At 36.5% G+C, this 25,882-nt stretch carries 26 protein-coding genes; 17 read left to right on the top strand and 9 right to left on the bottom strand.

Annotation, left to right across the window (positions count from 1 at the left end; translation table 11 throughout):
- Window positions 1–213: 213 nt before the first annotated feature.
- A complete protein-coding gene (locus ACKU4N_RS11670; RefSeq protein WP_321316495.1) occupies window positions 214–996 on the top strand; it encodes a hypothetical protein in 783 nt (260 codons plus the stop codon).
- Window positions 997–1,088: 92 nt separating this feature from the next.
- On the opposite strand, the gene ACKU4N_RS11665 is transcribed toward ACKU4N_RS11670, so the two are convergent.
- On the bottom strand, window positions 1,089–1,664 hold the full coding sequence (locus tag ACKU4N_RS11665) for a hypothetical protein (RefSeq protein WP_321316494.1): 576 nt from the start codon (window positions 1,662–1,664) through the stop codon (window positions 1,089–1,091).
- A 126-nt stretch (window positions 1,665–1,790) separates the two neighbouring features.
- On the bottom strand, window positions 1,791–2,144 hold the full coding sequence (locus ACKU4N_RS11660; RefSeq protein ID WP_321316493.1) for an acyltransferase family protein: 354 nt from the start codon (window positions 2,142–2,144) through the stop codon (window positions 1,791–1,793).
- Between the two features lie 28 nt (window positions 2,145–2,172).
- Between ACKU4N_RS11660 and ACKU4N_RS11655 the strand changes: the two genes are divergently transcribed.
- On the top strand, window positions 2,173–2,484 hold the full coding sequence (locus tag ACKU4N_RS11655; protein ID WP_321316492.1) for a hypothetical protein: 312 nt from the start codon (window positions 2,173–2,175) through the stop codon (window positions 2,482–2,484).
- Between the two features lie 92 nt (window positions 2,485–2,576).
- Here the strand turns inward: ACKU4N_RS11655 and ACKU4N_RS11650 are convergent, their stop codons facing one another.
- The 4 genes from ACKU4N_RS11650 to ACKU4N_RS11635 all read right to left on the bottom strand — a co-directional run bounded on the left by ACKU4N_RS11650 (window position 2,577) and on the right by ACKU4N_RS11635 (window position 9,351).
- Window positions 2,577–4,727 (bottom strand): glycoside hydrolase family 2 TIM barrel-domain containing protein, encoded by a 2,151-nt coding sequence (locus ACKU4N_RS11650; RefSeq protein ID WP_321316491.1) that lies wholly within the window; start codon window positions 4,725–4,727, stop codon window positions 2,577–2,579.
- Between the two features lie 5 nt (window positions 4,728–4,732).
- Complete coding sequence (locus ACKU4N_RS11645; RefSeq protein WP_321316490.1) at window positions 4,733–5,698, bottom strand: sugar-binding domain-containing protein; 966 nt, start codon at window positions 5,696–5,698, stop codon at window positions 4,733–4,735.
- A 267-nt stretch (window positions 5,699–5,965) separates the two neighbouring features.
- Entirely contained in the window at window positions 5,966–7,276 is a 1,311-nt protein-coding gene (locus ACKU4N_RS11640) for an MFS transporter (RefSeq protein WP_321316489.1), read from the bottom strand.
- Window positions 7,277–7,434: 158 nt separating this feature from the next.
- On the bottom strand, window positions 7,435–9,351 hold the full coding sequence (locus tag ACKU4N_RS11635) for a RecQ family ATP-dependent DNA helicase (RefSeq protein WP_321316488.1): 1,917 nt from the start codon (window positions 9,349–9,351) through the stop codon (window positions 7,435–7,437).
- Between the two features lie 121 nt (window positions 9,352–9,472).
- Between ACKU4N_RS11635 and ACKU4N_RS11630 the strand changes: the two genes are divergently transcribed.
- The 5 genes from ACKU4N_RS11630 (at window position 9,473) to ACKU4N_RS11610 (ending at window position 15,972) form a co-directional block, all read left to right on the top strand.
- Window positions 9,473–9,871, top strand: coding sequence for a DoxX family protein (locus tag ACKU4N_RS11630; protein ID WP_321316487.1), 399 nt, complete (start codon window positions 9,473–9,475; stop codon window positions 9,869–9,871).
- A gap of 116 nt (window positions 9,872–9,987) precedes the next feature.
- Window positions 9,988–10,437, top strand: coding sequence for a MarR family winged helix-turn-helix transcriptional regulator (locus tag ACKU4N_RS11625; protein ID WP_321316486.1), 450 nt, complete (start codon window positions 9,988–9,990; stop codon window positions 10,435–10,437).
- Between the two features lie 74 nt (window positions 10,438–10,511).
- Window positions 10,512–11,864, top strand: coding sequence for an MATE family efflux transporter (locus tag ACKU4N_RS11620; protein ID WP_321316485.1), 1,353 nt, complete (start codon window positions 10,512–10,514; stop codon window positions 11,862–11,864).
- A gap of 5 nt (window positions 11,865–11,869) precedes the next feature.
- Window positions 11,870–14,182 (top strand): bifunctional glutamate--cysteine ligase GshA/glutathione synthetase GshB, encoded by a 2,313-nt coding sequence (gene gshAB, locus ACKU4N_RS11615; RefSeq protein WP_321316484.1) that lies wholly within the window; start codon window positions 11,870–11,872, stop codon window positions 14,180–14,182.
- 185 nt (window positions 14,183–14,367) lie between these two features.
- Window positions 14,368–15,972, top strand: a complete 1,605-nt coding sequence (locus tag ACKU4N_RS11610; RefSeq protein ID WP_321316483.1) for a fumarate hydratase — start codon at window positions 14,368–14,370, stop codon at window positions 15,970–15,972.
- 59 nt (window positions 15,973–16,031) lie between these two features.
- On the opposite strand, the gene arfB is transcribed toward ACKU4N_RS11610, so the two are convergent.
- Both arfB and trpB read right to left on the bottom strand, forming a co-directional pair.
- Complete coding sequence (gene arfB, locus ACKU4N_RS11605) at window positions 16,032–16,448, bottom strand: alternative ribosome rescue aminoacyl-tRNA hydrolase ArfB (protein WP_321316482.1); 417 nt, start codon at window positions 16,446–16,448, stop codon at window positions 16,032–16,034.
- Window positions 16,449–16,598: 150 nt separating this feature from the next.
- Window positions 16,599–17,801: a tryptophan synthase subunit beta gene (trpB, locus tag ACKU4N_RS11600; protein WP_321316481.1), complete on the bottom strand. Its 1,203-nt coding sequence runs from the start codon at window positions 17,799–17,801 to the stop codon at window positions 16,599–16,601.
- A 384-nt stretch (window positions 17,802–18,185) separates the two neighbouring features.
- On the opposite strand from trpB, the gene ACKU4N_RS11595 reads away from it, so the two are divergent.
- The 10 genes from ACKU4N_RS11595 to ACKU4N_RS11550 all read left to right on the top strand — a co-directional run bounded on the left by ACKU4N_RS11595 (window position 18,186) and on the right by ACKU4N_RS11550 (window position 23,955).
- Complete coding sequence (locus tag ACKU4N_RS11595; protein WP_321316480.1) at window positions 18,186–18,950, top strand: SDR family NAD(P)-dependent oxidoreductase; 765 nt, start codon at window positions 18,186–18,188, stop codon at window positions 18,948–18,950.
- A 131-nt stretch (window positions 18,951–19,081) separates the two neighbouring features.
- Entirely contained in the window at window positions 19,082–19,486 is a 405-nt protein-coding gene (locus ACKU4N_RS11590) for a DUF134 domain-containing protein (protein ID WP_321316479.1), read from the top strand.
- Window positions 19,487–19,490: 4 nt separating this feature from the next.
- Window positions 19,491–19,808 (top strand): NifB/NifX family molybdenum-iron cluster-binding protein, encoded by a 318-nt coding sequence (locus ACKU4N_RS11585; protein WP_124991471.1) that lies wholly within the window; start codon window positions 19,491–19,493, stop codon window positions 19,806–19,808.
- Between the two features lie 11 nt (window positions 19,809–19,819).
- Entirely contained in the window at window positions 19,820–20,005 is a 186-nt protein-coding gene (locus ACKU4N_RS11580) for a DUF5320 domain-containing protein (RefSeq protein ID WP_124991472.1), read from the top strand.
- Window positions 20,006–20,019: 14 nt separating this feature from the next.
- Window positions 20,020–20,223, top strand: a complete 204-nt coding sequence (locus tag ACKU4N_RS11575; protein WP_321316478.1) for a DUF5320 domain-containing protein — start codon at window positions 20,020–20,022, stop codon at window positions 20,221–20,223.
- 371 nt (window positions 20,224–20,594) lie between these two features.
- The gene (locus ACKU4N_RS11570; RefSeq protein WP_101309134.1) at window positions 20,595–20,933 is read left to right on the top strand and encodes a NifB/NifX family molybdenum-iron cluster-binding protein; all 339 of its coding nucleotides are present in this window, start codon (window positions 20,595–20,597) and stop codon (window positions 20,931–20,933) included.
- A 2-nt stretch (window positions 20,934–20,935) separates the two neighbouring features.
- On the top strand, window positions 20,936–21,802 hold the full coding sequence (locus ACKU4N_RS11565) for a damage-control phosphatase ARMT1 family protein (RefSeq protein WP_321316477.1): 867 nt from the start codon (window positions 20,936–20,938) through the stop codon (window positions 21,800–21,802).
- The gene (locus tag ACKU4N_RS11560) at window positions 21,787–22,653 is read left to right on the top strand and encodes a P-loop NTPase (protein WP_124991476.1); all 867 of its coding nucleotides are present in this window, start codon (window positions 21,787–21,789) and stop codon (window positions 22,651–22,653) included. The genes ACKU4N_RS11565 and ACKU4N_RS11560 overlap by 16 nt, the downstream gene beginning before the upstream one ends.
- A 1-nt stretch (window position 22,654) precedes the next feature.
- Window positions 22,655–23,542 (top strand): nucleotide-binding protein, encoded by an 888-nt coding sequence (locus ACKU4N_RS11555; protein ID WP_321316476.1) that lies wholly within the window; start codon window positions 22,655–22,657, stop codon window positions 23,540–23,542.
- Window positions 23,539–23,955 carry an acyl-CoA thioesterase gene (locus ACKU4N_RS11550; RefSeq protein ID WP_156196282.1) on the top strand — a complete coding sequence of 139 codons (417 nt, stop codon included), beginning with the start codon at window positions 23,539–23,541 and terminating at the stop codon, window positions 23,953–23,955. Before ACKU4N_RS11555 ends, ACKU4N_RS11550 begins: the two co-directional genes overlap by 4 nt.
- Before the next feature lie 94 nt (window positions 23,956–24,049).
- Here ACKU4N_RS11550 and ACKU4N_RS11545 read toward each other — a convergent pair whose 3' ends face one another.
- Complete coding sequence (locus tag ACKU4N_RS11545; protein WP_321316475.1) at window positions 24,050–25,678, bottom strand: SulP family inorganic anion transporter; 1,629 nt, start codon at window positions 25,676–25,678, stop codon at window positions 24,050–24,052.
- Window positions 25,679–25,882: the final 204 nt, after the last annotated feature.

Here is a 25,882-nt window from a genome sequence, read left to right as displayed (position 1 = left end):
TCAGCTAACTTGTTTTAAATGAAGTGTGATTTCGAATTTATCAAAAGCTCTCTGATAAACAAAACGTGCAGTATAATTAATTGGTAAAATGGCTTGGTTGTTTCTAATTTGGATTTGTTATGAATATCTATTTAAAGGATTGGATGTTATTTTCTATTGTACAAAGTGATAAAAAGCTGTAACTTAAGTTTTATTCACCTAAAACTGGTTGTTATGAAAAAAATACTACTATTTGTTATTATGGTATTGTTTTGCGGTGCAGGTATTGCACAGCAAGAGCGGTTTCTGGTTTTTGAATTCATGAAAGTTACTAATGATCAGGAAATGAATTATTGGGAGACAGAAACTTTTTGGGAAAAAATACATGCTGAACGCCTTAAAAGCGGAGAAATTAAAGGTTGGGATTTATGGTCATTAAAACCTGGTGGAACAGAGCAGGGCTATCAGTATGTAACGGTCACTATCTATGACGATCCGGTAAAAGCTTTATCGGATGGAGATGTGTGGAGTGCAGCAAAAAAAGCTTATCCTGCCATGTCGGATGAGGAATTAAGGAAAGCATTGCAGAATGGTGAGAAATCAAGAGAACTTAGTAAAAGAATGTTTTTAAAAGTAATTAAGACCACGGACGATAATTTTAAAATGGATTTAGGAACTGTTATGCGGATGAATTTTATGGAGGCTGCCAAAGGTAAAATGGATGAGTATGAGAAGGCTGAAATAGATCTTTTTCTTCCAATGCATCAGGAAAGAGTAGAAGCCGGAAGTATGAGCCATTGGGCTTTGGCAAGAGTACTGATGCCTTCGGGCAGTAAAGTTCCGACTACTCATATGACTTTTGATATGTTTAAAGATTATCTTCACTATTTTGATACTTATGGTCGTAATGAAGTATTTAATGTTGATGCCGAAACACAAATGAAAATAGACGAAGCATTAAAAACAAGAGATTTGAATTGGACTTATTTGGGAACCTTGAAGAAAACTGTAAAATAGACGATTGTGCCATTAATAAAAGAGGATAAGATTGCTTTCTTATCCTCTTTTGTGTGATCAAAATTACTTGTGAACTAAAATTGTTTTCATCTTTAATTTGTATTCATTATTACATACCAGTCCCATTCGTTTGGATCTCCAGCACCAACACTGGGAGTGTAACGAAAAACACCGATTTTTTTACCACTTTTAAGATATCTTGATACAATTGATAAATGATTAACTGCATTCCAAATGGAATCAAGTGGATACTCAAGTCCCTCTTCCGGAAAAATGATTTGAAATTCATCATCATCAGGTTTTTCAACCGGAGTATTCAAAGTGGCAAACTGTGAAGGATAATAGAACCATTTTGGGAATTTTAAATGTCCGGTTCCATCCCAAACTATCGAACCATTAAAAATTACCTCATGGCCTGGTTCATAAAATAAACTGATATTTCCAAAATCTCCCGGAGGATCGTAATCTACACCAATAGGAATAGTATCAGCATCTGAATATTCAGTATGCAGAAACAGTTCTGTACCTTGCTCAAATTCGTAACTGGTGTAGTCAACCTGCAGCAGCAATATGCTCTGCTTGTGTTCGCGAATGTAAACATAGTCCGAATCGTCTAAACAGCCCGTCATCAAACCAAGTAATACAAAAAACATCCATCTCTTCATCATTACAAATTTTAAAATTATCAGTCTAATTGCCACAAAAATAATGCCTTAGTGTATTCATGTGTACTACAATTTAGGCTCTTGTTTTTTTAATGATGAAGAGATTTGGACTTTCTTGCTTTCAGTATATTAATATTTTACGCTCAGCTCAAGCACACTTCTTGTTTTAAGACCAAACAATGGTCTTAGAAAACCAATTCTCTTAATAAGCAATTCGTACAGTATAAAAGATCCTACCGTTGTAAAGGCGATAACCATAACGAATTTTGCGAAAACCGGCATCTCAAGAGGCAAAATAAGAACCGCAGCCAGAAACATAAATACCATGTGTAAAATATAGATAGGATAGGCTGCCTGACTTAGGTAGCTAAGTGCTTTACTTGGTTTGTTCAGGTATTTACAGGCAAAACCGAATACCGCAAAAATCCAGATGTTCGATTCAATTGATAGTAAGTAATTGGGTGTTTTAAGATCAAATGCCAACAGACGAACAAGATACAGGCCAAATGCAATGCTTACAAGTAACCATCTCCATTTTAGTAGGGTATTGTCTATCTACCAAAATGCAAGTTTAGCCGTTTATTACGCACAAAAAGGTGATACAAAAAAAGCGATTGAACATTTGGACTTGTTTTCGAAAGGGAATAACTACCAGTATTGGTTTCTTCTTTTCTTCGAAATAGACCCGCTGGTTGATAATATTAAAGACCTTCCCGAATTCAAAAAAATTATGAAGAGGATGAAAACTACCTTCTGGAACGATCATAAGAAAATTAAGCTTTCTCTTGAAAAGAAGGAGTTGCTTTTAATACCAGTTCAGTAGTTTTTATTAGTTGTTTTACTCCTTTAAACAACAATGCCTAAACTGATTTTAATCGGTTTAAGCATTGTGTTTTATTGATAATTAGGTGCCGGCTATTTTATTACAGGAACAATGGTAAAGCTGTAATGATATACCTTATCTGCATAATATAGATATGGATTATGCGGTTTTGCTCCCCAGCTGTTGTCGCCGCCAAGACCCATCATTTTGTGGTCGATGTGAACTTCTACGAATTTGTGCTCCTTTACATCAGCAGTCGTGCGTCCAAGTTTCTCTGTTCCCGGATCAAAGTCAGAGGTAGTATAGTGCAGTGCATTGAATTCAATAGGCTCACTGCTAGCAATTATTTTTACTCCCAAACCCGATTGATTGGTTAGGCTTAACCAGCGAACGTCTGTTTTATGTCCGTTTTCCTGTGGTCGGTTGTATGGGAAATATTGATCAGCTGCATTCGATTGATACAATCCAATAAACGATGCGGTATTTCTGTCAATATAATTTTCCTGAGGGCCACGGCCATAATAAGTAAGATTATTAAATTCCTGAGGTAGTTTAAACTGTAATCCAATACGCGGAATTTCCGGTAACTTTTGCTGTTTAGCTTCAAAGCTATAGTCTACATCAATTTTACCATCTCCGTAAATTGTATAAGTAAGTTCAATCGAACCCTTAATACTTGGCAGTTGTAATTTTGCATGAACAGAAACTTCTGATTTAGAAATTTGTTTCGATGTAAATTCCTGAATACTTGCATCATTCATGGCCTGTTTCCAAATTTTACATCGTTCCGGCATTTGGTTTCCGAAATCATTATCGGTAGGCGCACGCCAAAAATCCGGTACTAACTGGTCTTCGATTAATTCGTAACCATTCAATTTGTAGGAAGTAACAGCACCCGATTTTTTCGAGAATGAAGCTGTAAAGTCCTTGCCGGCAAGGCTTAATTTATCTGCATTCTCTTGAATTGAAATCAGATCAGAAGAAATCAGATTATTCTTAGGTGTCTTAAATTTACTGATCGCCAATTGTTCCGAAGCAACAACATGACCGAATGGGATTAGTTCTGATTTCCGGGCTTGCAAAGCAAACAGGTTGATGAAATATTCTGTTCCTTCGTTCAGATTTAAATCACCCAAGTCGAGAGTAAATTCTTTTTCAGATTGAGGGGCAACTCCCTCAGGAGTAAATTCTCCAGATTTTTGAACAGTACCATTTGCAAGTAATTCCCAGCGAATCTGGTAGTCATTCAAATTTTTGAAGAATTGCTCGTTTGAAACTTTGATAATTCCCTTGGAAAGATTAACAGCCGCAAAATGAATGTTTTGATATACTTTTTTTACTTCGTACAAAGCGGGATGCGGGGTTAAATCAGGATCTACCACACCATTTAAGCAAAAATTACCGTCATTATACACCCATTTTGGTTCAAAATGACCGCCATATGCCCAAAACCGCTCTCCTTTTTCAGTATATTTTGCAATTCCCTGATCCATCCAATCCCAAATAAAACCACCTTGCATTTGTCGGTTTTTACGAACTAAATCCCAATATTCCTTAAAGTTACCGTTGCTGTTTCCCATGGCATGAGAATATTCACACCAAATAAAAGGACGTTCCGAATCTGTACCAATCCATCTTTTTTCTACGCTTTCAATTGAACGGTACATGTCACCAATAATATCGGTATGTCTTTCTTTTACGTCGGTCATTTTTTCAGCACGTTCGTAATGTACTGGCCGGTTACCATCGATTTCATTAATCTTTTTGTAACATGCCAGAAAATTAGGACCCGTTCCGGCTTCATTACCCATGCTCCAAACAATTACCGAAGGGTGGTTTTTATCTCTTTCCACCATATTTGAAGTTCGTTCTACATGAGCCGATTTCCATTCCGGATTATTTGCTAAAGTATTCTTTGGCTCGTAACCCATTCCGTGCGATTCAATATTGGCTTCATCATACAAATAAATTCCATATTCATCGCATAGCTCATACCAAAGAGGATCATTAGGATAATGACAGGTACGAACCGCATTGATATTAAATTTTTTCATGGTACGGATATCGTCCAGCATATTCTTTCTGTTGACAACATGTCCAAAATAAGGATTGTGTTCGTGTCTGTTAACTCCTTTTAACAGGATTGGAGTTCCATTTACCAATAATTGTCCTCCTTTAATTTCGCTGGTTCTAAAACCAATTTTAATCGACGTGGCTTCTACTACTGCATTTTCTTTGTTCATTAAAGTTAGCAGCAGGGTATATAAATTGGCTCTTCGGCCGACCATTTTTTCACATTGGGAATTTCACCTGTAAATGAAATTTTCTTAGTCTGATTTTTCATACTGAATTCAGATTGGTCAGTCAGAATTTCATTTCCTTCACGATCCAGAATTGTATATTTAAAATGATATACACCAGTATTTTTTCTTGAATGGTTTTCTATTTCAGCATCTAAACTAAATACACCATTCTGATAGTTTTCATCCAATAGTGCTTTGGCATAAAAATCATTAATATGTGTTTTGGGGCGATAATATAAATTTACATCCCGTTGAATGCCGGTTAATCTCCAAAAATCCTGATCTTCCAGATAACTGCCGTCAGTAAATTTAAAGACCTGAACAGCAAGTTTATTTTTGCCATCTTTTAAATAAGGAGTGATGTTGAATTCAGCAGGCAGTTTAGAGCCTTGGCTGTAACCAACTTTTTTACCATTTATCCAAATATAAAAGCCTGATTTTACCGATCCAAATTGAATATATGTTTCTCTGTTTTTCCAATTCGAAGATGGTGTGAAATAACAGATGTATGAACCCGTAGCATTGATTGAATCTGTAATGAACGGTGGATTCTGTTCAAACGGATAAGCTGCATTGGTATAGTTGGCAAATCCATAATTGTACATTTCCCAGTTTCCAGGAACCGAAATTTCATCCCAATCGCTGTCGTTAAAATCTTCCTGATAAAATTCTAAATTTCTTTTGCCTGCACTTTTGCTGTATTGAAATTTCCATTTTCCATTTAAACACTGAATAGTTTCCTCTTTTGAAGGATCAGCGGCTAAAGCCTTCTCTATGGAAGAGTATGGGGAAAAAGTAGCATGTGCCTTTTCTCTGTTCTTCTGAAATACATGTGGGTTTTCCCAATCGTTCTGACTAAATGAGCTTTGGCATAAGAGTACAAGCCAAATGATGGCAATGAAATGTTTCATTTCTTTTGGTTTTTTAGATGATCAACTAAATAGGAATATGATAGCTTTCAATACTTACCTGTGGTGGCTGGTAAGTATGCAAAAGTAAGCCGTCCCGAATTTATTAAAAACAGCAGGATAAACAAAATAATGAAGAAGCTAAAAAGCCGGAGACTAGTTCTAAAACACCATTTGTATTTAAGTTATGCAAAAATTGATTCTTATTGTTGTCAATTTTAATAAGATGTTTTGGGTCAAAACAGGTGCAGATTTAGTCTGCATCTACTCTTATTTCAATTGTGGGTTTTTTGCTTTTATAGAGAATATCAGAAGAACAAGGGCATAGGCAACACCGGCGTATCCGGCGAAGTTGTAACTTCCTGTTAACGTGAATATTCTACTGAAAAAAAGAGGGGCCATCGCACTCGAAAATACAATCAAGGACATTGATAAACCGCTGATAGCGCCTAAATGTTTACGTCCGTAGAAACGGGGCCACGTAATTGCTACCAATACCGAATACAATCCACCCATAATACCATTTCCCACTATTAATACATAGTAGCCAATTTCAGATCCTAAAATTGCAATCCCTAAACTTGATAACAAACATCCAAGTAGAAAAATAATCAGAAGCTTTTGCATTCTGATGTAATCGCTAAGGATATTACCAAAAATCGCTGTTATAATTGAGATAATGGAAGCAGGTACAAATATACTCAACGCTTTTTGGTCGGAATATCCGCATGACTCGAAAATGGATACCACATTAAAGGTGAAACCAGTAATAAAAAACGCATTAAAACTTAAACCAAATGTAAACAACCAAAACACCCAGGTTTTTCTGGCTTCTTTTAGAGTATATTGCTTTTTAGTTTGAAATGTTGGATTGCTTTTGTGTTTGGGTTCAATAATTTTTCCGTCAGGGATTAAGCCACATTCTTCAGGATTATCCCGGTAAAAGATAAATGCGAAAATAACAAACAGAAAAGTAAGTACTGCCAAAATCTGGTAGGTAATACTCCAGTTAAAGCGGGTAATAAGCAGTGCTATAAAAAGTGGAGATACGGCAAATCCAAAAGATTGAATCGCACTGGAAAGACTATTTGCCAATCCTCTTCGCTGGTCGAACCATTTCATGATCAGGTTTCGTGAGGCCAAGGTTAGTACTCCTTGTCCCGAGAAGCGTAAGAAGAAAAATAATAGAGAGATCATAATAAATGAAGCTGTTGAGAACTCGATGCTGACAAAGTTTGATAACGATCCTGATAAAAGATCAGAATAGGAAAATAGTATTAATGTTACGGCTAATCCTAAGGCAGCGATCATTGCTGTGAAGCGGGCACCAAATTTATCGTAAATTTTACCTGCATATGTTAAGAAAAGAGAACTTGCCACAGTACCTATCAAATAGGCTGAACTTAATGCATCGCGACTTAATTTCAACGAATCGATTAAGTAATTGGTAAATACCGAAACGCCCATTGTTTGTCCGGGAATACTACTGATTATACCAATGGTACCTGCAATCATACAAATCCATCCGTAAAAAAACGGAATTTTTGCCGGAGCAAAAGGGAAGTTCGGATTTCTTTTCAAACCAATAAATTTAAATAGATATAGTATGTATTCTTTCTGATAGTAGAGAACACTTTTATGAGGCTGTAAAAATAAGCATTTTGAATTTATATCTTATGTGATCTAATTTAAAATAATATTAAATGTTTTGGTGATATATGTAAATACCTTTTAATCTTTTATTTGTTATTTGATGTTACCCATTCCAGAACATCACCAAATCGATAATTTTCCAAATAAGCAAAGTGTTTTTCCTGTTTCAGTTTTAAACGGGTGAAAATGGGCGTGTTTATGCCGCATAAAAATTTCGCGAGTAATTCGTCAGTTAACTGATCACCAAATTTATTAATTGCAGTCTGACATACTTCCATATAATTGTATTCATGCAAGCGTTTCAGTTCATGTGATTTTGCAATTTTCACCGCCCCGGAATTGCATACGGAGCAATGTCCGCATTTTTCCCATTCGGGATATTCTCCAAAATAGTTGGCCATATTTTTACTGATGCAGGTTTCCGATTCGAACAGACTTAGCATTTCCCGAATTCTGTTTACTTCAACTGTTTCTTTCTTTTTGAAACTGTCGTAAAGTTCTTGCGCCACTGTATCGATATCAAAATCAGGATTTGTTACGGCAAAAACATCAACCATTAGTTTGGCTTCCAAATTGATTAATTTCTCAGCGTCGAAATATTCCAGAGCAGCAACAATTCTATTTCTATCTGTCGAATAATTTTGACTGATGGTATCAAAATTTACTGTGATCCATTTTCTGGCTTTTTCAGAATGATCGAAAATGGCCTGAATAAATTTCTTTCGTTCTCCTTGGAACTTTTCCACGATACTTTTTTCATCATTATTTAGGCTAAACCGATAGTCTGCAAAGTAACTGTACTGAGGTTTTATAATTCCTCGTATCTCCATGTAAACCAGTAGGGTTTTGATTGGAAGAATACGTATATTACTATGTGCAGGAAGTGTATTTAACTTGACTTCCCAGCTTGTTTTAGCCTTTTTTATGCGACTGAGAATTTCTTTTATGCCTGATAGGGCAGGAGTGTCTCCAAATATGAAATTCTCAAGCACATTCACATTGTCATGATTGGCCAAAACAATGCAATCTGATTTTTTCCCATCGCGGCCTGCCCGCCCAATTTCCTGAGAATAGTTTTCTGTCGATTTTGGAAGATCGTAATGAATAACGTAACGAATGTTCGATTTATCGATTCCCATTCCAAAAGCAATTGTTGCAACCACACAATTTACTTTACCGGCCATAAATTGATTTTGGATATCTTCGCGGTCTTCACTTTTCAATCCGGCATGATATGCTTTGGTTACTATTCCTTTTGAGGATAATATGCCTGCAACCACCTCTGCTGTTTTTTGCTGTGTTACATACACAATTCCACATTCATTTTTCCGGGGAAGCAGTAATGAAAGCAATTTGTTGTTTTTCTCAGATTGAATAACAGGAATAACGTTTACATCTAAATTTGATCTGTAAAATCCCGTAATTGTAACATTTGACTTATCAACAGCAAACTTTTTAGTCATATCTTCGATAACTTTAGGAGTCGCAGTTGCAGTAAGCAAAAGCACTTGTTTGACCTGAAAAGTATCCTTGTAATCAGGAAGTTTTAAATAGTCTGGTCTGAAATTGTGTCCCCATTCAGAAATACAATGTGCTTCATCAATCACCATCAACGAAATTGGAATGTCTTTCAGAAATCTGCGAAAACGCTCATTTTTAAACCGTTCAACGGATATCATTAAAATTCTGTGTCGTTTGGCACGGATACCGTTCATGATATCCTGTTCTTCCTCTTTCGAGAGAGATGAATCGATTCGAACCGCAGATATATTTTTTGATTGAAGAAAATCAATTTGATCTTTTATCAAAGCCAGTAAAGGGGAAACCACCACTGTAAGTTCCGGAAGTTGGAGAGCAGGAAGTTGGTAACAAAGAGATTTACCGGATCCGGTTGGGAAGATAGCTATTGCTGATTTTCCTTCCAGTATAGTAGTGATCACCTCTTTTTGTCCTGGTTTAAAATCAGAAAACCCAAAATTGTTTTGTAAAAGATTGTGTAACATATTCTGCAATTGTATTTTGAAAAAAAAGTACATGAATACACACAAATTGTGCATTTATATCATGGATAAAAGCTCATAGATTTGTAATGAATATCGAAATTAATCAAATAAAAATACATTTATGGAAAATTTAGGAAAACTAATTTTACGACTATCAGTTGGTGGTTTGATGTTGTTTCATGGAGTGCAGAAATTATTGAGTGGTATTGGAGGAGTGAAATTTTTAATTGTTAAAGCAGGTTTGCCCGAAATGCTTTCCTACGGAGTTTATCTGGGTGAATTGATTGCGCCGGTTTTTTTATTATTAGGTATATACACAAGGGTTTCGGGTTTGATAATTGCCCTGACAATGTTGGTATCTATACCAGCAGCTTACCCCGATGGTATTTTTCATTTGAATGAATACGGAGGCTTGGCAATTGAATTAAATGCAATGTATTTATTTGGAGGGCTTGCTGTAATGTTTTTAGGATCAGGCAAATATAAACTAATTAAGCAAAATGGATTTTGGAAAGAATAAACTAAATTGGTGAATCAAAAAATATAAGCTTGTATATTCAGACATACAAGCTTATATTTTTTGATCTTAACAGACAATTTCGTTAATTTGCATCGCAAGCGATATAAATAAGAAATATGGACAATTTAGCCAACAAAGAGTTCAATCCTCTCAAACTTGAGAATCAATTATGCTTTACAATATATGCAGCCTCACGGCTCATGACAAGGCAATATCAGCCTTATCTCGATCAATTGGGAATTACCTATCCTCAGTATTTGGTATTTCTGGTTTTATGGGAGAAAGACGGAATTGGAGTTAACGAAATTGGATGCAAATTGTATTTGAATACAAACACGTTAACGCCACTTTTGAAACGTATGGAACAGCTTTCTTTTATTAAAAGAATAAAATGCTGCCAAGATGAACGAAAGGTTCTTATTTATCTTTCTGATAAAGGAAAGGATCTAAAAAATGAAGCAATAAATATACCCTTGGAAATGGCAAAATCACTTAACTGCAGTGTTGGGAAAGCAATGTGTTTGAAAAATGAATTGGAAATATTAATCAATCAAATGCTTAAATAGAGTTGGCTAGTATTTTTGAAATTACATTTGTTTTCAATTCATATTCTTTTGCACTTACACATGAAGTTTAGTAGATGTTAAAATTCATCACCAGTTTACTTAAAAGAGAACAAAAATATTCTGAAGTTGGGAAGAAGCTGCTCAAGCTTGCTTTTCCAATTATCGGCTCGTTTCTTTTGCAAATGACCTACAATCTTACTGATATGATTTGGGTTGGATATTTGGGCAGTGGAGCCGTGGCTGCAGTTGGTTCTGCAGGGTTCTTTTTACATCTGGGTTGGGCCATGGCTTCGATCGTAACAGTAGGTGCAAATATAAAAATAGCACATTCAGTGGGTGCAGCAGATATGAAAGCTGCCGGCAGATATTCAACTGCTGGATTATGGGGAATTGGTGGCATTGCCATTTTGTTCACCTCTGTTTTTTTAACCATTCCGGAACAGTTCATTGGTTTTTTTCAGATGAATGATGTTCAGGTTAATGAAATGGCCGTTTCATATTTACTAATAAGTTCCTTTGGGATTATTATCAGTTTCGTGAATCTGTTGTTCATCAGTATCTTTAATGCTCACGGTAAAACGAAAATCTCATTTAAGGCTAGTATCATTGGAACCTTAATCAATATTGTTTTGGATCCTTTGCTAATTTTCACCTTTAAAATGGGGGTTGAAGGAGCTGCTATTGCCACGATTATTGGCAGGTTGTCCAGTCTTGTATTTTTCTTATTTGTGTATCAAAAATTCGATACTATTTATTTTAAAGGGATATTGCCATACACAACAAAACTGAAAAACTTATTCGGAGTTGGATTGCCAGCAGCTATTCAGCGAATTTCATTTTCAGTAATTTATATTTTTCTTGCCAGAATCATTGCCGAATGGGGGCCAAATGCTATTGCAGTTCAGAAAATTGGTGTTCAAATCGAGTCAATCACATTTATGATTGTTGGAGGTATTATGCAGGCCGTTACCATTATGGTTGGGCATAGCTACGGCGCAAAAAACATTACAGAGGTGCCCGATATTTATAAAGCGGGTATACGGATATCCTTAGCCGTAGGAGCTGTAACGACATTAATCTTTTTGTTTTTTCCTCAGACATTATTTTCCATTTTTGTTCCTGAGGCTGAAAGTATATCAATGGGTAAAGATTATTTGATGATATTGGCTGCATCTCAGTTGTTTATGTGTTTGGAAATGATTAGTGCTGGGGTTTTCAATGGTCTTGGAAAAACTAAAATATCTGCCGCGGTAAGTGTTATTTTCACTTCATTACGTTTACCGGGAGCCTATTTTCTCGGCTTTTATACAATTTTGAGTTTAAACGGAGTCTGGTGGAGCATCACTGGAAGCAGCATATTAAAAGGCATAGTCCTTTACTTTTTATTACGAACTTATTTTAAAAATAATACATTTGGTAAATTCTAATATATATGAATCATCTTATTAATAATATCAATGAAGCCCTTCGTATAGAGGGGATTCGTGAGAGCTTGAAGAACGGGAAGTTTGGCATTGAAAAGGAAAATGTGAGAGTCGATTACACGGGTAAGATGGCAACAACACCACATCCGGGAATTTTGGGTGATAAATTTCAGAATCCTTTTATTACAACTGATTTTTCGGAAAGTCAGGTGGAGATGATAACACCTCCTTTGCATAGTATTGCTGAAGTTCATGGTTTTTTAGAGACTTTGCAGGATGTAATTTCTGAAAATTTAACCGATGAATTACTTTGGCCGCAAAGCTTACCTCCTTTATTGCCTCAGGAAGAAGAGATACCAATTGCTAAATTCGGAGAGAAAGGAATTCATAAAGAGAAATACAGAGAGGAATTGGCCAACCGATATGGGAAGGAAAGACAGATGCTTTCCGGGATTCACTTTAATTTTTCTTTATCAGACAGGTTAGAGCGAAAGTTGAAAAAAGCGAATCATTGCAACAGCGATTTGGAAAGCTTTCGTGAGTCTGTTTACTTAAAAATGGTTCGGAATTTTATGCGGTACCGATGGATGCTGATCTGGTTATTTGGCGAAAGCCCGATTTCTGATCCTTCTTTTAAAATGAAATCGTTAAAAACAGGAAAAAAGAGTTTCATGAGCTGTGGAAATGCGATTTCGATTCGAAACAGTTCCATGGGATATAGAAATATAGAAGAGTTTTATGTCGATTTTAACAGTCTGGAGGATTATAAAAAATCTGTGTCTAACTTGATTCAAACAGGTAAAATATTGGCAGGAGAGGAGCTCTATCTTCCCATTCGGTTAAAATTCGATGAAAAGAGCAAAAAAATATCACATCTGGAAGTACGTATTCTGGATTTAGATCCGTTTGAAAAATCGGGAGTATCTAAAAATAGATTGTATTTCACACATTTATTTCTGTTGTATTGCTTATTCACCGCCGAAAATGATAAGTACAATGAAGCAGTTCAAAAGGTGGCTGCCAATAATCAGGATTTGGTTGCATGTCATGGTTTGAATTCTGAGCTAATGCTTATGAATTTTGATGGACAGGAAACTTGTGCAAAAAAGATGTTGAACGAATTATTTTCTGACATTACTGATTTTGCAAGAACAGCCGATTTAATTAATGATTCTGATTATCAGGGATCTCTTGCTGAGATTTCAAATTTTATTGAAAATCCTGATCAGCGAACTTCATTTAAAGTAAAACAACGAATTGTAGAGGAGGGCTTCATTAATTTCCATTTGAACAAAGCTAAGCAGTACAAGGAAGAAAGTGAGATGAGTAGTTTTCGCTTTCATGGATTCGAAGATCTGGAATTGTCTTCTCAATTACTTATGAAGGCGGCTTTACGAAGAGGGGTGGAGTTTACTATATTGGACCGATGCGAAAATTTTATCAGCTTAAGCCAAGGAGATAAAACGGAATATGTAATGCAGGCTACCCGAACATCATTAGATAACTATTCAAGTGTTTTAATGATGGAAAATAAGTTGGTGACAAAGAAAATTCTTGAAAAAGGCGGAATTAGGGTTCCTGCAGGATTGGATTATCAGGATGCCAGACAAGCACGTTCTGATTTTGATTTGTTTGAAGGAAAAGGAATTGTAGTAAAACCTAAATCGACAAATTTTGGCTTAGGAATTACCATTTTAAAAGAAAATAAAGACGAGGAGGTTTACAAAAGAGCTGTTGATATTGCTTTTGAACACGATGGAAGCATTCTTATTGAAGAGTTTATTTCGGGTAGGGAATTCCGATTCTTTGTAATAAACGATAAGGTGTGTGGTATTTTGCACAGAGTTCCGGCCAATATAAAAGGGGATGGTGAAAAATGCATTCGCGAGTTGGTCGAAATCAAAAATCAGGATCCCTTGCGTGGAAAAGGATATCGGACACCACTCGAAAAAATTCGATTGGAAGAGGCTGAAGAAATGTTCTTAAAAGAGCAAGGCTTAAGTTTCGAAAGTGTTCCAGGTAAAGATGAAGTTGTTTACCTAAGGGAGAATTCAAACATAAGTACCGGTGGCGATAGCATTGATTATACGGACGATATTCATCAGTCATACAAAGATATAGCAATAGAATCGTCAAAAGCGCTTGGTGTTCAGATTACAGGATTGGATATGATGATTGAAGATGTGAATCAGCCGGCAACAAAAGATAATTACGCCATAATTGAAATGAATTTTAATCCGGCAATCCACATTCACTGTTATCCTTACATAGGCAAAAACAGACAGTTAAATGAGAAAATTTTGGATTCATTGGGATTTTGATACCATCTGAAAGAATTGAAATTATTGAGCTTATGTTGCAGGACAATGTTATAGAATAGTTAATTTCCAGAGCCTCAAACTGCAATTTATCTTATATTTGTCTATGACTTTAATCGAGGTGGTAATATGTACTTTTTGATTATTGTCGATTGACTTATAAATACAAAATTTTAAAATACCATATCATGTCCGATTTTCATTATCAGAAACCATTTCCGATAACAAAGGATACTACCAAGTATCGTTTGCTAACAACAGATTACGTTTCAACTGTTGAAGTTGATGGAAGAAAAATTTTAAAAGTAGATCCGAAAGGACTTGAAATGCTTTCGAAAGAGGCATTCTCAGATGTATCTTTTTACCTGCGTCCTGCTCATTTAAATAAATTGAAGACAATTCTTCAGGATAATGAAGCATCAGATAATGATCGTTTTGTAGCTCACACGATGTTACTGAATCAGGTAGTTGCTGCTGAAGGTGAATTGCCTACTTGTCAGGATACAGGAACTGCAATTGTTGTAGCAAAAAAAGGGGAAGATGTTTATACCGGAGTTGATGATGCTGAACACCTTTCGAAAGGAGTTTACGATACCTATCAGGAAAGAAATTTGAGATATTCTCAGGTGGTTCCTTTTTCTATGTTCGAAGAAAAAAATTCAGGAAACAACCTTCCTGCCCAAATTGATATTTACGCAAACAAAGGGAATACTTACGAATTTTTGTTTGTAACTAAAGGTGGCGGATCAGGAAACAAAACGTTTCTGTATCAGGAAACGAAAGCTCTATTAAACGAAAAGAATTTAACCACTTTTATAACAAATAAACTTCGTGATTTAGGAACTTCTGCTTGTCCTCCTTATCACTTGGCATTGGTGATTGGCGGCACTTCGGCCGAAGCAACTTTGGCGACTGTGAAGAAGGCTTCTGCCGGATATTACGATCATTTGCCAACCGAAGGTAACGAAGGTGGTCAGGCGTTCCGCGATTTGGAATGGGAGAAAAAAATAGAAGAGATTTGCCAAAAGAGTGAAATTGGAGCTCAGTTCGGGGGTAAATATTTTGTTCACGATGTTAAAGTAATTCGCTTGCCCCGTCACGCAGCATCTTGTCCGGTTGGTTTAGGTGTAAGTTGTAGTGCCGATCGTAATGTGAAAGCGAAAATTACCGAAGATGGAATCTATTTGGAAGAATTGGAAAGAAATCCATTTCAGTATTTGCCAAAAGAAGCCCCGCATTTGAAGGATGCTGTTGAAATCAATTTGGATCAGCCAATGGCAGATATTTTGAAAGAATTGACCAAATATCCTATTAAAACAAGATTGAGTTTAACAGGAACTTTGATTGTTGCCCGTGACATTGCTCATGCCCAAATCAAACAAATGTTGGAGGAAGGAAAAGAAATGCCGGAGTATTTCAAAAATCATCCTGTATATTACGCCGGACCGGCAAAAACACCAAAAGGAATGCCTTCAGGAAGTTTCGGACCAACAACTGCCGGACGTATGGATTCTTATGTTGATCTTTTTCAGAAAGTTGGAGGTTCTATGGTAATGGTAGCCAAAGGGAATCGTTACAAATCTGTAACCGATGCCTGTAAAGCAAATGGTGGATTTTACTTAGGATCAATTGGTGGCCCTGCAGCAGTATTGGCGAAGAACAGCATTAAATCTATCGAGGTGATTGATTTTCCTGAATTAGGAATGGAAGCTGTTCGTAAAATCCGTGTGGAAAATTTCCCTGCATTTATTATTGTTGATGATAAAGGAAACGACTTCTTTGCAAACATGTAAATTGAAGTTCTCAAACAAAAATATAGGGTGATCCATTGGATCACCCTTTTTTAATATCTCTATAATTCAGGCTTTTTTCTGCTTTCTTTTTTTTGTGCAAGAGCCTGTTTCTCTTCTAATCTTTTCTCTTTCGAAGCTCTTGTTGGTCTGGTTTTTTTTCTGGGTTTTACAGGAGTTAAAGCAATTTCAATCCATTGATAAAACTTTTGGATTGCTATTTCTTTATTTTGAACCTGAGAACGTTCTGTTTGAGCAGTTACCGATAGTATACCCAGATTATTGATATGATGATATAATTTTAGAAAGATGATTTCCTTTTCCTTTTTCGTCAATATCTCCGATTCGAAAACAGAAAACCGAAGTTCAACTTTAGAATTTACTTTGTTCACATTTTGCCCGCCCGGACCACTACTCCTTGAAGTAATGAATTCCATTTCTTTTGTTAAATCTTTCGTGAATTTGAATTTAGCTTCCATAATAAAGCAAATATAAGTCAAAAAAATATATCTGAACAAACTAAATTTAATGTTGTTAGTTAATCAGCTAAAGGAAAGTACATTGCATAAAAAAAATGCCACTTCGAAAAGTGACATTTGATTCTATTATAGAAATTTGTTTGGAGTAATTTATTCGGGCAATCCGTACGTATCAACAATAAAGTCGATGTCCTTATCGCCTCTGCCGCTTAGGTTCACCAAAATCGACTGTTTCGGATTTGCTTTTGCCAATTTCAAAGCATAAGCTACGGCATGTGCACTTTCCAGCGCAGGAATAATTCCTTCTTCTCTACTCAATTCATAAAATGCATCAATACATTCTTTGTCCGTAATTGAGTGATATTCAGCTTTTTTCAGATCTTTAAGCATGGAGTGCTCTGGACCAACACCAGGATAATCCAATCCACTGGCAACAGAATATACAGGATCGGGTTCTCCTTTTTCATCTTGAAGAAGATAGCATTTGAATCCATGGATCACACCAGGTTTGCCAAAAGTTAGAGTTGCTGCATGTTCTCCTTTATCAAAAGAACGACCCGCAGGTTCAACGCCGTGCAGTTTACATTCTTCATCTTCCAGAAAGGCCGAGAAAATTCCCATTGCATTACTTCCTCCACCAACACAAGCCACAATATTGTCCGGTAGTTCTCCGGTCATTTCCTGAAATTGGTCTTTTGCTTCAATTCCAACTACACGCTGAAATTCGCGAACCATCATTGGAAAAGGATGTGGTCCTACAACAGATCCAATGCAATAAATTGTATTGACAGGATCTTGAAGGTAAGCCATAAATGCAGAATCAACTGCTTCTTTCAATGTCTTAAGTCCATGAGTTACCGGTACTACTGTTGCACCAAGAATTTTCATTCTCACCACATTAGGATGTTCCTTTGCAATATCAACTTCTCCCATATGAATTTCACATTCCAATCCAAAATAGGCTGCGGCAGTGGCTAAAGCAACTCCATGCTGGCCGGCACCGGTTTCGGCTATCAGCTTTTTTTTGCCCATGTATTTGGCTAAAAGAGCTTCTCCCATGCAGTGGTTTAGCTTATGTGCACCTGTATGATTCAGATCTTCACGTTTCAGATAAATTCGGCCACCATATTTATTGGACAGGCGGTTGCAAAAATAAACTGGAGTGGGACGACCTTGGAAGTGTTTGCGAATGCTTCTTAGTTCTGAGATAAATTCATGAGATTTACTAATTGAATAGTAGGCATCATTAATTTTCTTCATCTCTTCTTCTAAAACTTCAGGAATAAAACTTCCTCCGTATTGGCCAAAATTTCCTTTTTCGTCAGGATAGGCTTTAAAATAATTCGTTGACATTTTAGTAAATATTTTGGTTAATGATAGTTTAATTTATTTTGAATTGTATGTGGTTCGCGAGTCAAAATAAAATAACCGGATCCATAAAGATGTATCTCCAGAGTCCGGTTATTATTTGTGTTGTTCAATTTTTTTACATCTCCAGCCGGGAATACTATTGGAAAAGATTATAGATTACTCGCACCCCGATAAGAAATTGCCAAAATCAAACGACAAAAGCAAAGATAGAAAAATTAGTTTATTTGATTCGTACAGGATCTGTTCAAAATGATCCTGCAGTTCTAAATAGTGTTTGGGTAGATAATTTGCATTGCTATTGGGATGGGATATTTGTAAATTGTGTAGAATCAATTCAAATAAGTTAAACCAAAAATGGAGGTTGTGATGAATGAAATCAAAGTGTCCCCTAAAGATAGGGTAGCTTTTGTAAGTGGAGCTAACAGAGGAATTGGGAGAGCAATAACCATTGAGCTGCTCGATAAGGGTGCAAAAAAAGTGTATGCCGGAGTAAGAAACTTAAAATCCATGGATGATCTTAAGCCTGAGTATGGGAGTCGTTTGGTTCCGATACTTTTGGACTTAAGGGATGATCGATCCATTATTAAAGCCACAAAATTAGCGAAGGATGTTGAAATCTTAATTAACAATGCCGGTGTTTATGAATCCGGAGGATTCTGTTCGGATGAAACATTAGACAGTATGGCTATAAATTTTGAAGTAAATGTTTGGGGCTTGGTAAAGTTGACAGTGTCTTTAATAGATCGTTTAAAACAGAGGGAAATTGCTGCTATTGTCAATATTTCTTCGTTATTGGGCTTGGCAAGTATGCCAATTGCTGGAGCATATTCTGCTTCGAAGGCTGCCGTTCATAGTATTACACAAGGCTTGCGTGGAGAACTATATTTGAATAATATTCTTGTTATGGGAGTATACCCTGGGCCTATTGATACTCGTATGACAAGAGATTTGGAAATAGAAAAAGATTTTCCTGTAAATGTAGCCAGAGAAATAGTTCAGGGATTAATAAATGGTAAAGAATACGTGTTTCCGGATGTTATGTCGAAACAGGTTGGAGAATTGTATTTGACCGAGCCTATAACTGTCGAAAGACAATTCGCTCATTTTATTTCTCAGGAAGAGGAAGTATAAGATTTGTAAGATCTAGAAATTTAACGGGGGGCTTCAGAGGCCTCTTTTTTGTTATATAGCTTTGTTAGTAAAGGCCGGTAATATTTGTATAATGAGAATATTCTCATTATATTTGTTGAAAATAAATCCCTATGCCAAGAAAAATCAGATTGCGAAAAGTTGTGGAACCACCAAGATTTAAGGGTTACAGACCTTTTGGTGTAAATTCTAAGAGTCGGAAATCAATTGATTTGCTTTATGAAGAATATGAAGCATTGAAGTTAGCAGATTACGATTTGTTGAAACATGATGAAGCTGCTGGTTTAATGGGCATATCGAGGCCGACTTTTGCGAGAATCTACGAAAGTGCCCGAAGAAAAATTGCTGCAGCATTGGTAGAAGCAAAGGAAATAAGAACTGTTTTTGGGAATGCAGTTATGGATAATAATTGGTATTTGTGTTCAAAATGCAATGCAAGATTTAATATTCCGGAAACTATGGACAAAGAAATTTGTCCGGCTTGTAATTCCAAACACATCGAATTAATTAATAAATAAGAATATGAAGACAATTATTACATCAACGGGAAATCAATTGAATTCAATTTTTGATTTGCGGTTTGGAAGAGCAGGTTGGTTTTGTTTGTATGATGATCAATCAGGAGAAATTAGTTTCATCGAGAATGAAAATATCAACTCGCAAAGTGGAGCAGGAACCAAAACTGTTGAAAAGGTGGTCGAACTGGGTGCTCAAAAAGTAATTTCAGGTGATTTTGGGCCTAAAGCAAAAGAATTGCTTGAAAAGTTCAATATTCAAATGGTGTTGCTGCAAGATGATAATAGCACAGTGCAGCACATTATAGACAAATTGAAATCTTAAAATAAAATGTTATGCCACATTTGGATGGAAAAGGACCCGAAGGAGAAGGTTCAAAATCGGGAAGAGGACTAGGACAGTGTTCTGAATCTGACCAAAACATTCTATTGGAGAAGTTAGGGAAAGGTTTAGGTTTGAAACGAAAAAGTGGTTGTGGTAAAGGGCAGGGAAAAAGATTGAAAAGTAGTAAATCAATTTAAAAAAGGAGGTTGAAATGCCAGGTTTAGATCGAAGTGGTCCGGAGGGAAAAGGTGCCCGAACCGGAAGAGGAATGGGGCGTTGTAACAGCAACAAGAAAATGTACAGTGAGACTGAATTTAAGGATGAAACCATTGAAAGAGGCAAAGGACAAGGATTTGGTCTTGGACGAGGACGTGCCGGAAGACTAAGACTTCGCCGAAGGAAAATAAATGATTAGATATTTATTCCTTGGTTTCATAAAAAATGCATCCTGATTAGTAAGAGGCATAAGGGTCTTGTTGATTTTATTCTTCTTGAATAATATCAATAGCTCTTGTGCTGTATCTGATACAAAGAATAAAATAGTATTCCCTCTTGTTTGGGATTGATCAATTGAAATAAAATATTATATGAAACGTCCATGACAGGCAATTGTGACACAAAGAGGCATGATTATCGGTTCATGGCAATCCCGAAGGTTTTCGGGATCATATGGAAAAAACTTAAAATTATTAACAGATGAAACACCTATGTAAAAGGCTTTACACAAAGGAAGATGATTGCAATTTGGGTGTTCCATGTGACAAATAAAAATCAAATTATAAACACATGAAAAAGAAAATTGCAATTCCGGTTAAAGATGGGATTTTGGATGGACATTTTGGCCATTGTTCGCATTTTGCATTGCTTGATGTAATGGATAAAGCTATTGTTACAGAAGAATTAGTGGCTGCACCACCACATGAACCAGGTTTGTTGCCTCCATTCTTAGCTGACTTAGGGGTTACTGATGTAATTGCCGGAGGAATGGGAAACAGAGCCATACAAATTTTTAATCAACACAATGTAAATGTATTTGTTGGAGCACCTCAATTAGATGCTAAAGAATTGGTAAAAGGATTTTTGGATGAAAGTTTAAGCTTTACAGCTAACTATTGCGACCACTAAATATGGATAACAGGTGTTTGACTTGCCATTCCAAAACGGTGGATTTACTAATTGACAAATTTAATCTTCAGGGGGAAGTCGCAGGTAATTTTTCCTCTGAAGTAAATCATTTACTAACAAATTGTAAGCACCTCTCAAATCCTTATCTGGCGTTGCTAATTCATCGTTTGGCGAAAAAGAAAATACAAAATGATGATTTGTACCGTGAGGAGAAGAAACATGCCAATTCAATTTTGTATTCGCAATATAAAAAATGGGTTGCATTTGTGAATGAAAATGATGAATCACTGCATATTGCCGCAAAATTAGCTGTTGTTGGCAATATTGTTGATTATGGAGCACATAGTGTACCAGCCGATATTCCAGCTAAAATAGAAGAATTACTGGCTCTTGATTTTGCTTTGGACGATAGAGATGAGATGTTTGCTGAGGTAAAAAAAGCAGAATCGGTTTTGTATTTAGGCGATAATGCAGGCGAAATAGTTTTCGATAAGCTTTTTATTCAACATTTGAATCATCCCAACTTAACTTATGCTGTTCGGGGAAATCCGATAATTAATGATGTGACTTTCGAGGATGCTGAGCAAGTAGGAATGCAGGATGTTTGCAGGGTGATATCGAATGGTCATGATGCACCTTCAACCTTAGTGGATAATTGTTCAGAAGAATTTCAGGAACTGTATACAAAAGCAACTGTTGTAATTTCTAAAGGACAGGGAAATTTTGAAGGTTTGCTAAATGAAAAAAGAAAATCACTTTATTTTATGCTGATGGCAAAATGTGATATAATGGCTGAGATGTTGGGTGTGAATAAGGGAGATTTGATCATTACAAAAAAGCAGGAGGGGAGTTTATGGCGTTTAAAATAGCCGTTGCAAGTGGCAAAGGAGGAACAGGCAAAACAACTTTTGCTGTTAATTTATTTTCTTCCATCAATGAGCATTGGACAAGAAGTGTACAGTTGGTTGACTGCGATGTGGAAGAGCCGAATGACCTTTTGTTTTTTCGGAATTTCTCGGTTAAGAGCGAGAAATTATCAGAGCAGGTGATTCCCAAAATAGACACTTCGAAATGTACATTTTGTAAAAAATGTGAGGAATATTGTGAATTCAACGCAATTGTAATGATTCCCTCAATGCAGTATGCTGTTGTGAATAAGGATTTGTGTCATTCTTGTGGTGCTTGTTTTGTGGCCTGTCAGTTTGATGCTATTCACGAAACCAAAAATGCCATTGGAACTGTGACCAATTACAATATTGGTAATGATTTGAGTCTGATGGAAGGCAATTTGCGGGTTGGTTCTCCATTGCAGACTATGTTGATTAAGGATTTAAAGAAGAACTTAGTTGGTGAACATGATATTCTGATTTACGATGCACCACCTGGTACAAGTTGTCCGGTTGTTGAGACCATTTCGGATGCCGATTTTGTGATTTTAGTGACTGAGCCAACTCCATTCGGAGTATATGACTTAAAGCTTACTGTTGATTTATTGCGTGAGGTGAATAAACCTTTTGGTGTTTTTGTAAACAAAGCCGGATTAGGAGATTCTGAAGTGTATGAGTTTCTGAAGGCAGAAAATATTGACTTGTTGGGTGAAATTCCTTTTAGTAAAGAGTATGCAGGTTTGTATGCAAAAGGGAAAATTGTGAGCTGTGTTCCCCTTCAATTCGCGAAGGAGTATCGCAAGGTGGTTGAGTATTTGAAGAAATTGAATTAATATGAAGGATATAACTATTCTTAGTGGTAAAGGGGGAACAGGAAAAACCAGTATTACAGCAGCTTTGGCTTCGGTGATTAAAAATACTGTTTTTGTAGATGCTGATGTTGATGCAGCTGATCTTCACATTATTTTTCAACCGGAAAATAAAGAGACGCATGTGTTCGAGGGAGCTTGGGTTGCTTCTATTGATACCAATTTATGTACCAATTGTGGTCTTTGCAGACAGCATTGCAAATTTGAAGCTATCCATTTTAAACCGGGTGGAGGCTTACGTATCGATGCTTTTGCATGTGAAGGTTGTCGTCTTTGTGAACGTATTTGTCCTGCAGGAGCAATCAGTTCAGAGCGAAGCCGCAACAATCATTGGTTTGTGTCCGATACGCGTTTTGGATCATTGGTTCATGCTAAAATGGGACCGGGTGAGGAAAATTCGGGTAAATTAGTCACTCAAATTCGAAAAAGCGCTAAGAAAATTGCCATAGAAACAAATGCTGAATTTATTTTAAATGATGGGCCTCCGGGAATCGGCTGTGCGGCAATTGCGTCTATTACCGGAACCGATGCAGTAATTTTGGTTACAGAGCCCAGCAAATCAGGATTTCATGATTTAGTGCGTTTGGTAGAGTTGGTGCAGTCGTTCCAAATACCGATGTATGCTCTAATCAATAAATATGATATCAATTTAGAAATTTCCATGCAAATGGAAAGCTTTTTTACCACACAGGGAATTACGCTGATGGGCAAACTGCCTTTTTCCGAAGAGGTAGTTTACTCGATGGTAGAGAAAAAAACAATTTTGGAGTACAATAAAGATTCGGAAATTGGCAACGCACTATTAGAACTTTGGAAGAAAGTTGATGTTTCCGAACTAAAAATTGAACAATGATTATTGGTGAATATAAAATACGGCCAAGATACAACGAGGTCGATCAAATGGGATATGTGTATCATGCCAATTACGTCAATTATTGTCATCAGGCCAGAACGGAACTGTTGCGCCAATTCGGCATAAACGACAAGGTGTTAGAGGATAATAATATTATGCTTCCTGTAATTGAAATGAATTTAAGATATTTAAAACCGACAGGCTATGATGAAGAATTAACGGTTCGAACCAAAATAAAGGAATTGCCCAAGGTTCGTTTCAAATTTGAGTTCGAATTTGAAAACGGAAAAGGAGAAAAGACATGTACTGCAACATCTACGGTGGTTTTTGTGGATAGTAAAACCCGAAAACCACATCAAGTTCCTGACATGGTTGTGAGTGCCCTGCAAAACGAATTTCAATTAGTAGTTTAGTTTTTATGTTTTTTTAGGGGATTGAACATGAAAAAACCGGACTTTAGGAGGAATACCTATTGTCCGGTTTTATTTTTAAACAGTTTCTTACCAACTATAGTAATTTTTTAGCAGCTTCAACTGCATCATCAAAATTGTCGAAGATATTTTCTTCGTTTATTAAGTGATGAATTTCGCTTTTTAGTAAATCGCCCATTACTTCCGAATTTACTCCGGATAAAATCACCTTTGTTTTTCTATTCTCCAGATCTTTAATGATTTCGGTGAAATTTCGAACTCCGGTGTTATCAATAAAGGGAACGTGCCGCATTCGAATGATAAGAACTGATGTAGAACTTTTCAGGTTACGAAGGGTTTCCTGATATCTTTTGGCCGCAGCAAAAAAGAACGGTCCGCTAATTTCATATATCTCAATTTCTTTAGGGATTTGATTGTAATTCTGTATTTCATCCGATTCCGATTCGTGTTGAAAAACCCCATTGATTTTTGACATTCGATACATGAAGATTAAGGATGACAGTACGATTCCCATTTCGATGGCGATGGTTAAATCAACCAAGACGGTTAAGAAGAAGGTCGTGAGTAAAACGATAATATCGAATCTTGAACCTTTAAGGATAGATTTGAAAGATCTCCATTCACTCATGTTATAGGAAACAACAATCAATATACCTGCCAGACACGACATTGGAATTAATTTTGCCCATTGTCCAAACACCAACATGATTAATAGAAGAGTAAGTGCATGAATTATTCCCGCAACAGGTGTGCGTCCACCATTTTTAACATTGGTTGCAGTTCTTGCAATAGCTCCTGTTGCTGGAATACCTCCGAAAATAGGAGAGAAGATATTGGCAATTCCCTGAGCAATCAACTCTGTATTGGACCGATGATTTCCTCCAATCATACCATCGGCAACTACTGCGGATAGCAAAGACTCGATCGCGCCCAAAATTGCAATGGTAATAGCAGGTTGAAAGTAATTTGGAAGATTGGTCCAGTCGATAGTTGGAACCGAGAAACTAAACGAATTGGGGATGCTTCCATATACCGATTCGATGGTTTCAACCGGCATGTCTAAAACCTGCACAAGTGCAGTCATTGTAATAATTGCAATAAATGATCCTGGTATTTTAGGGATCAATTTGCCAGCGAACAAGGTCAATAGAATTGTGCCCCCGCTAATCGCGATAGCATGGATATTGAAACTGGAAATATTAGAGAAATAACAAGCCCATTTTCCAATAAATTCAGATGGTATTTCTGCTGCATTTAAGCCAAAGGCGGCTTTAATTTGAGTCGAAAAAATAACCAGGGCTATACCCGAAGTAAAACCAACAATTAATGGGTGGGGAATGAATTTTAAAACTGCTCCCAGACGCAATACACCAAAAAGTACCAGAAAAATACCTGCTAAAAATGTAGAGATCATTAAACCATCAATGCCATACTGGCTGACAATACCGTAAACAATTACAATAAAAGCTCCGGTAGGTCCACCAATTTGAACACGGCTGCCACCCAATAAGGAAATGATAAATCCGGCAAGGATAGCTGTAATCAAGCCCTTTTCAGGCGAAACACCCGATGCAACAGCAAATGCAATGGCTAAAGGAAGAGCAACGATACCTACAATAATTCCTGCAAACAAATCTTTTTGAAAAGCCCGGACATTGTAGCCTTTTAGGACAGAGAATAATTTAGGTCTGAAATTATATTTCATCTGTTTGTAATTTGATTTTGATTATCCTCCCAATAAGCATCAAAAGGAAACGGCTATATAAATATTATTTCGTATAAAAATAATAGTTGACTGCAGGCTTCATCTTTGTCAAATTAACAAAAATTGAAGCGGGCTACAAGCCTTCATATACCATTGAAACCCTTACTGGATATAACACATTGAACTAAATTCCTTTTGGGATAG

The organism is Labilibaculum sp. (assembly GCF_963664555.1).
Taxonomy (GTDB): domain Bacteria; phylum Bacteroidota; class Bacteroidia; order Bacteroidales; family Marinifilaceae; genus Labilibaculum.
Note: the sequence above shows the minus strand (reverse complement) of the source record. Positions and strands in the feature narration are given on the sequence as shown.

Bases quoted from the DNA above. Each gene is read 5' to 3' on its own strand.
- ACKU4N_RS11670 (WP_321316495.1), top strand. From the start codon at position 214: ATGAAAAAAATACTACTATTTGTTATTATGGTATTGTTTTGCGGTGCA.
- ACKU4N_RS11665 (WP_321316494.1), bottom strand. From the start codon at position 1,664: ATGATGAAGAGATGGATGTTTTTTGTATTACTTGGTTTGATGACGGGC.
- ACKU4N_RS11655 (WP_321316492.1), top strand. From the start codon at position 2,173: ATGCTTACAAGTAACCATCTCCATTTTAGTAGGGTATTGTCTATCTAC.
- ACKU4N_RS11650 (WP_321316491.1), bottom strand. From the start codon at position 4,727: ATGAACAAAGAAAATGCAGTAGTAGAAGCCACGTCGATTAAAATTGGT.
- ACKU4N_RS11645 (WP_321316490.1), bottom strand. From the start codon at position 5,698: ATGAAACATTTCATTGCCATCATTTGGCTTGTACTCTTATGCCAAAGC.
- ACKU4N_RS11635 (WP_321316488.1), bottom strand. From the start codon at position 9,351: ATGTTACACAATCTTTTACAAAACAATTTTGGGTTTTCTGATTTTAAA.
- ACKU4N_RS11630 (WP_321316487.1), top strand. From the start codon at position 9,473: ATGGAAAATTTAGGAAAACTAATTTTACGACTATCAGTTGGTGGTTTG.
- ACKU4N_RS11625 (WP_321316486.1), top strand. From the start codon at position 9,988: ATGGACAATTTAGCCAACAAAGAGTTCAATCCTCTCAAACTTGAGAAT.
- ACKU4N_RS11620 (WP_321316485.1), top strand. From the start codon at position 10,512: ATGTTAAAATTCATCACCAGTTTACTTAAAAGAGAACAAAAATATTCT.
- gshAB (WP_321316484.1), top strand. From the start codon at position 11,870: ATGAATCATCTTATTAATAATATCAATGAAGCCCTTCGTATAGAGGGG.
- ACKU4N_RS11610 (WP_321316483.1), top strand. From the start codon at position 14,368: ATGTCCGATTTTCATTATCAGAAACCATTTCCGATAACAAAGGATACT.
- arfB (WP_321316482.1), bottom strand. From the start codon at position 16,448: ATGGAAGCTAAATTCAAATTCACGAAAGATTTAACAAAAGAAATGGAA.
- trpB (WP_321316481.1), bottom strand. From the start codon at position 17,801: ATGTCAACGAATTATTTTAAAGCCTATCCTGACGAAAAAGGAAATTTT.
- ACKU4N_RS11595 (WP_321316480.1), top strand. From the start codon at position 18,186: ATGAATGAAATCAAAGTGTCCCCTAAAGATAGGGTAGCTTTTGTAAGT.
- ACKU4N_RS11590 (WP_321316479.1), top strand. From the start codon at position 19,082: ATGCCAAGAAAAATCAGATTGCGAAAAGTTGTGGAACCACCAAGATTT.
- ACKU4N_RS11585 (WP_124991471.1), top strand. From the start codon at position 19,491: ATGAAGACAATTATTACATCAACGGGAAATCAATTGAATTCAATTTTT.
- ACKU4N_RS11580 (WP_124991472.1), top strand. From the start codon at position 19,820: ATGCCACATTTGGATGGAAAAGGACCCGAAGGAGAAGGTTCAAAATCG.
- ACKU4N_RS11575 (WP_321316478.1), top strand. From the start codon at position 20,020: ATGCCAGGTTTAGATCGAAGTGGTCCGGAGGGAAAAGGTGCCCGAACC.
- ACKU4N_RS11570 (WP_101309134.1), top strand. From the start codon at position 20,595: ATGAAAAAGAAAATTGCAATTCCGGTTAAAGATGGGATTTTGGATGGA.
- ACKU4N_RS11565 (WP_321316477.1), top strand. From the start codon at position 20,936: ATGGATAACAGGTGTTTGACTTGCCATTCCAAAACGGTGGATTTACTA.
- ACKU4N_RS11560 (WP_124991476.1), top strand. From the start codon at position 21,787: ATGGCGTTTAAAATAGCCGTTGCAAGTGGCAAAGGAGGAACAGGCAAA.
- ACKU4N_RS11555 (WP_321316476.1), top strand. From the start codon at position 22,655: ATGAAGGATATAACTATTCTTAGTGGTAAAGGGGGAACAGGAAAAACC.
- ACKU4N_RS11550 (WP_156196282.1), top strand. From the start codon at position 23,539: ATGATTATTGGTGAATATAAAATACGGCCAAGATACAACGAGGTCGAT.
- ACKU4N_RS11545 (WP_321316475.1), bottom strand. From the start codon at position 25,678: ATGAAATATAATTTCAGACCTAAATTATTCTCTGTCCTAAAAGGCTAC.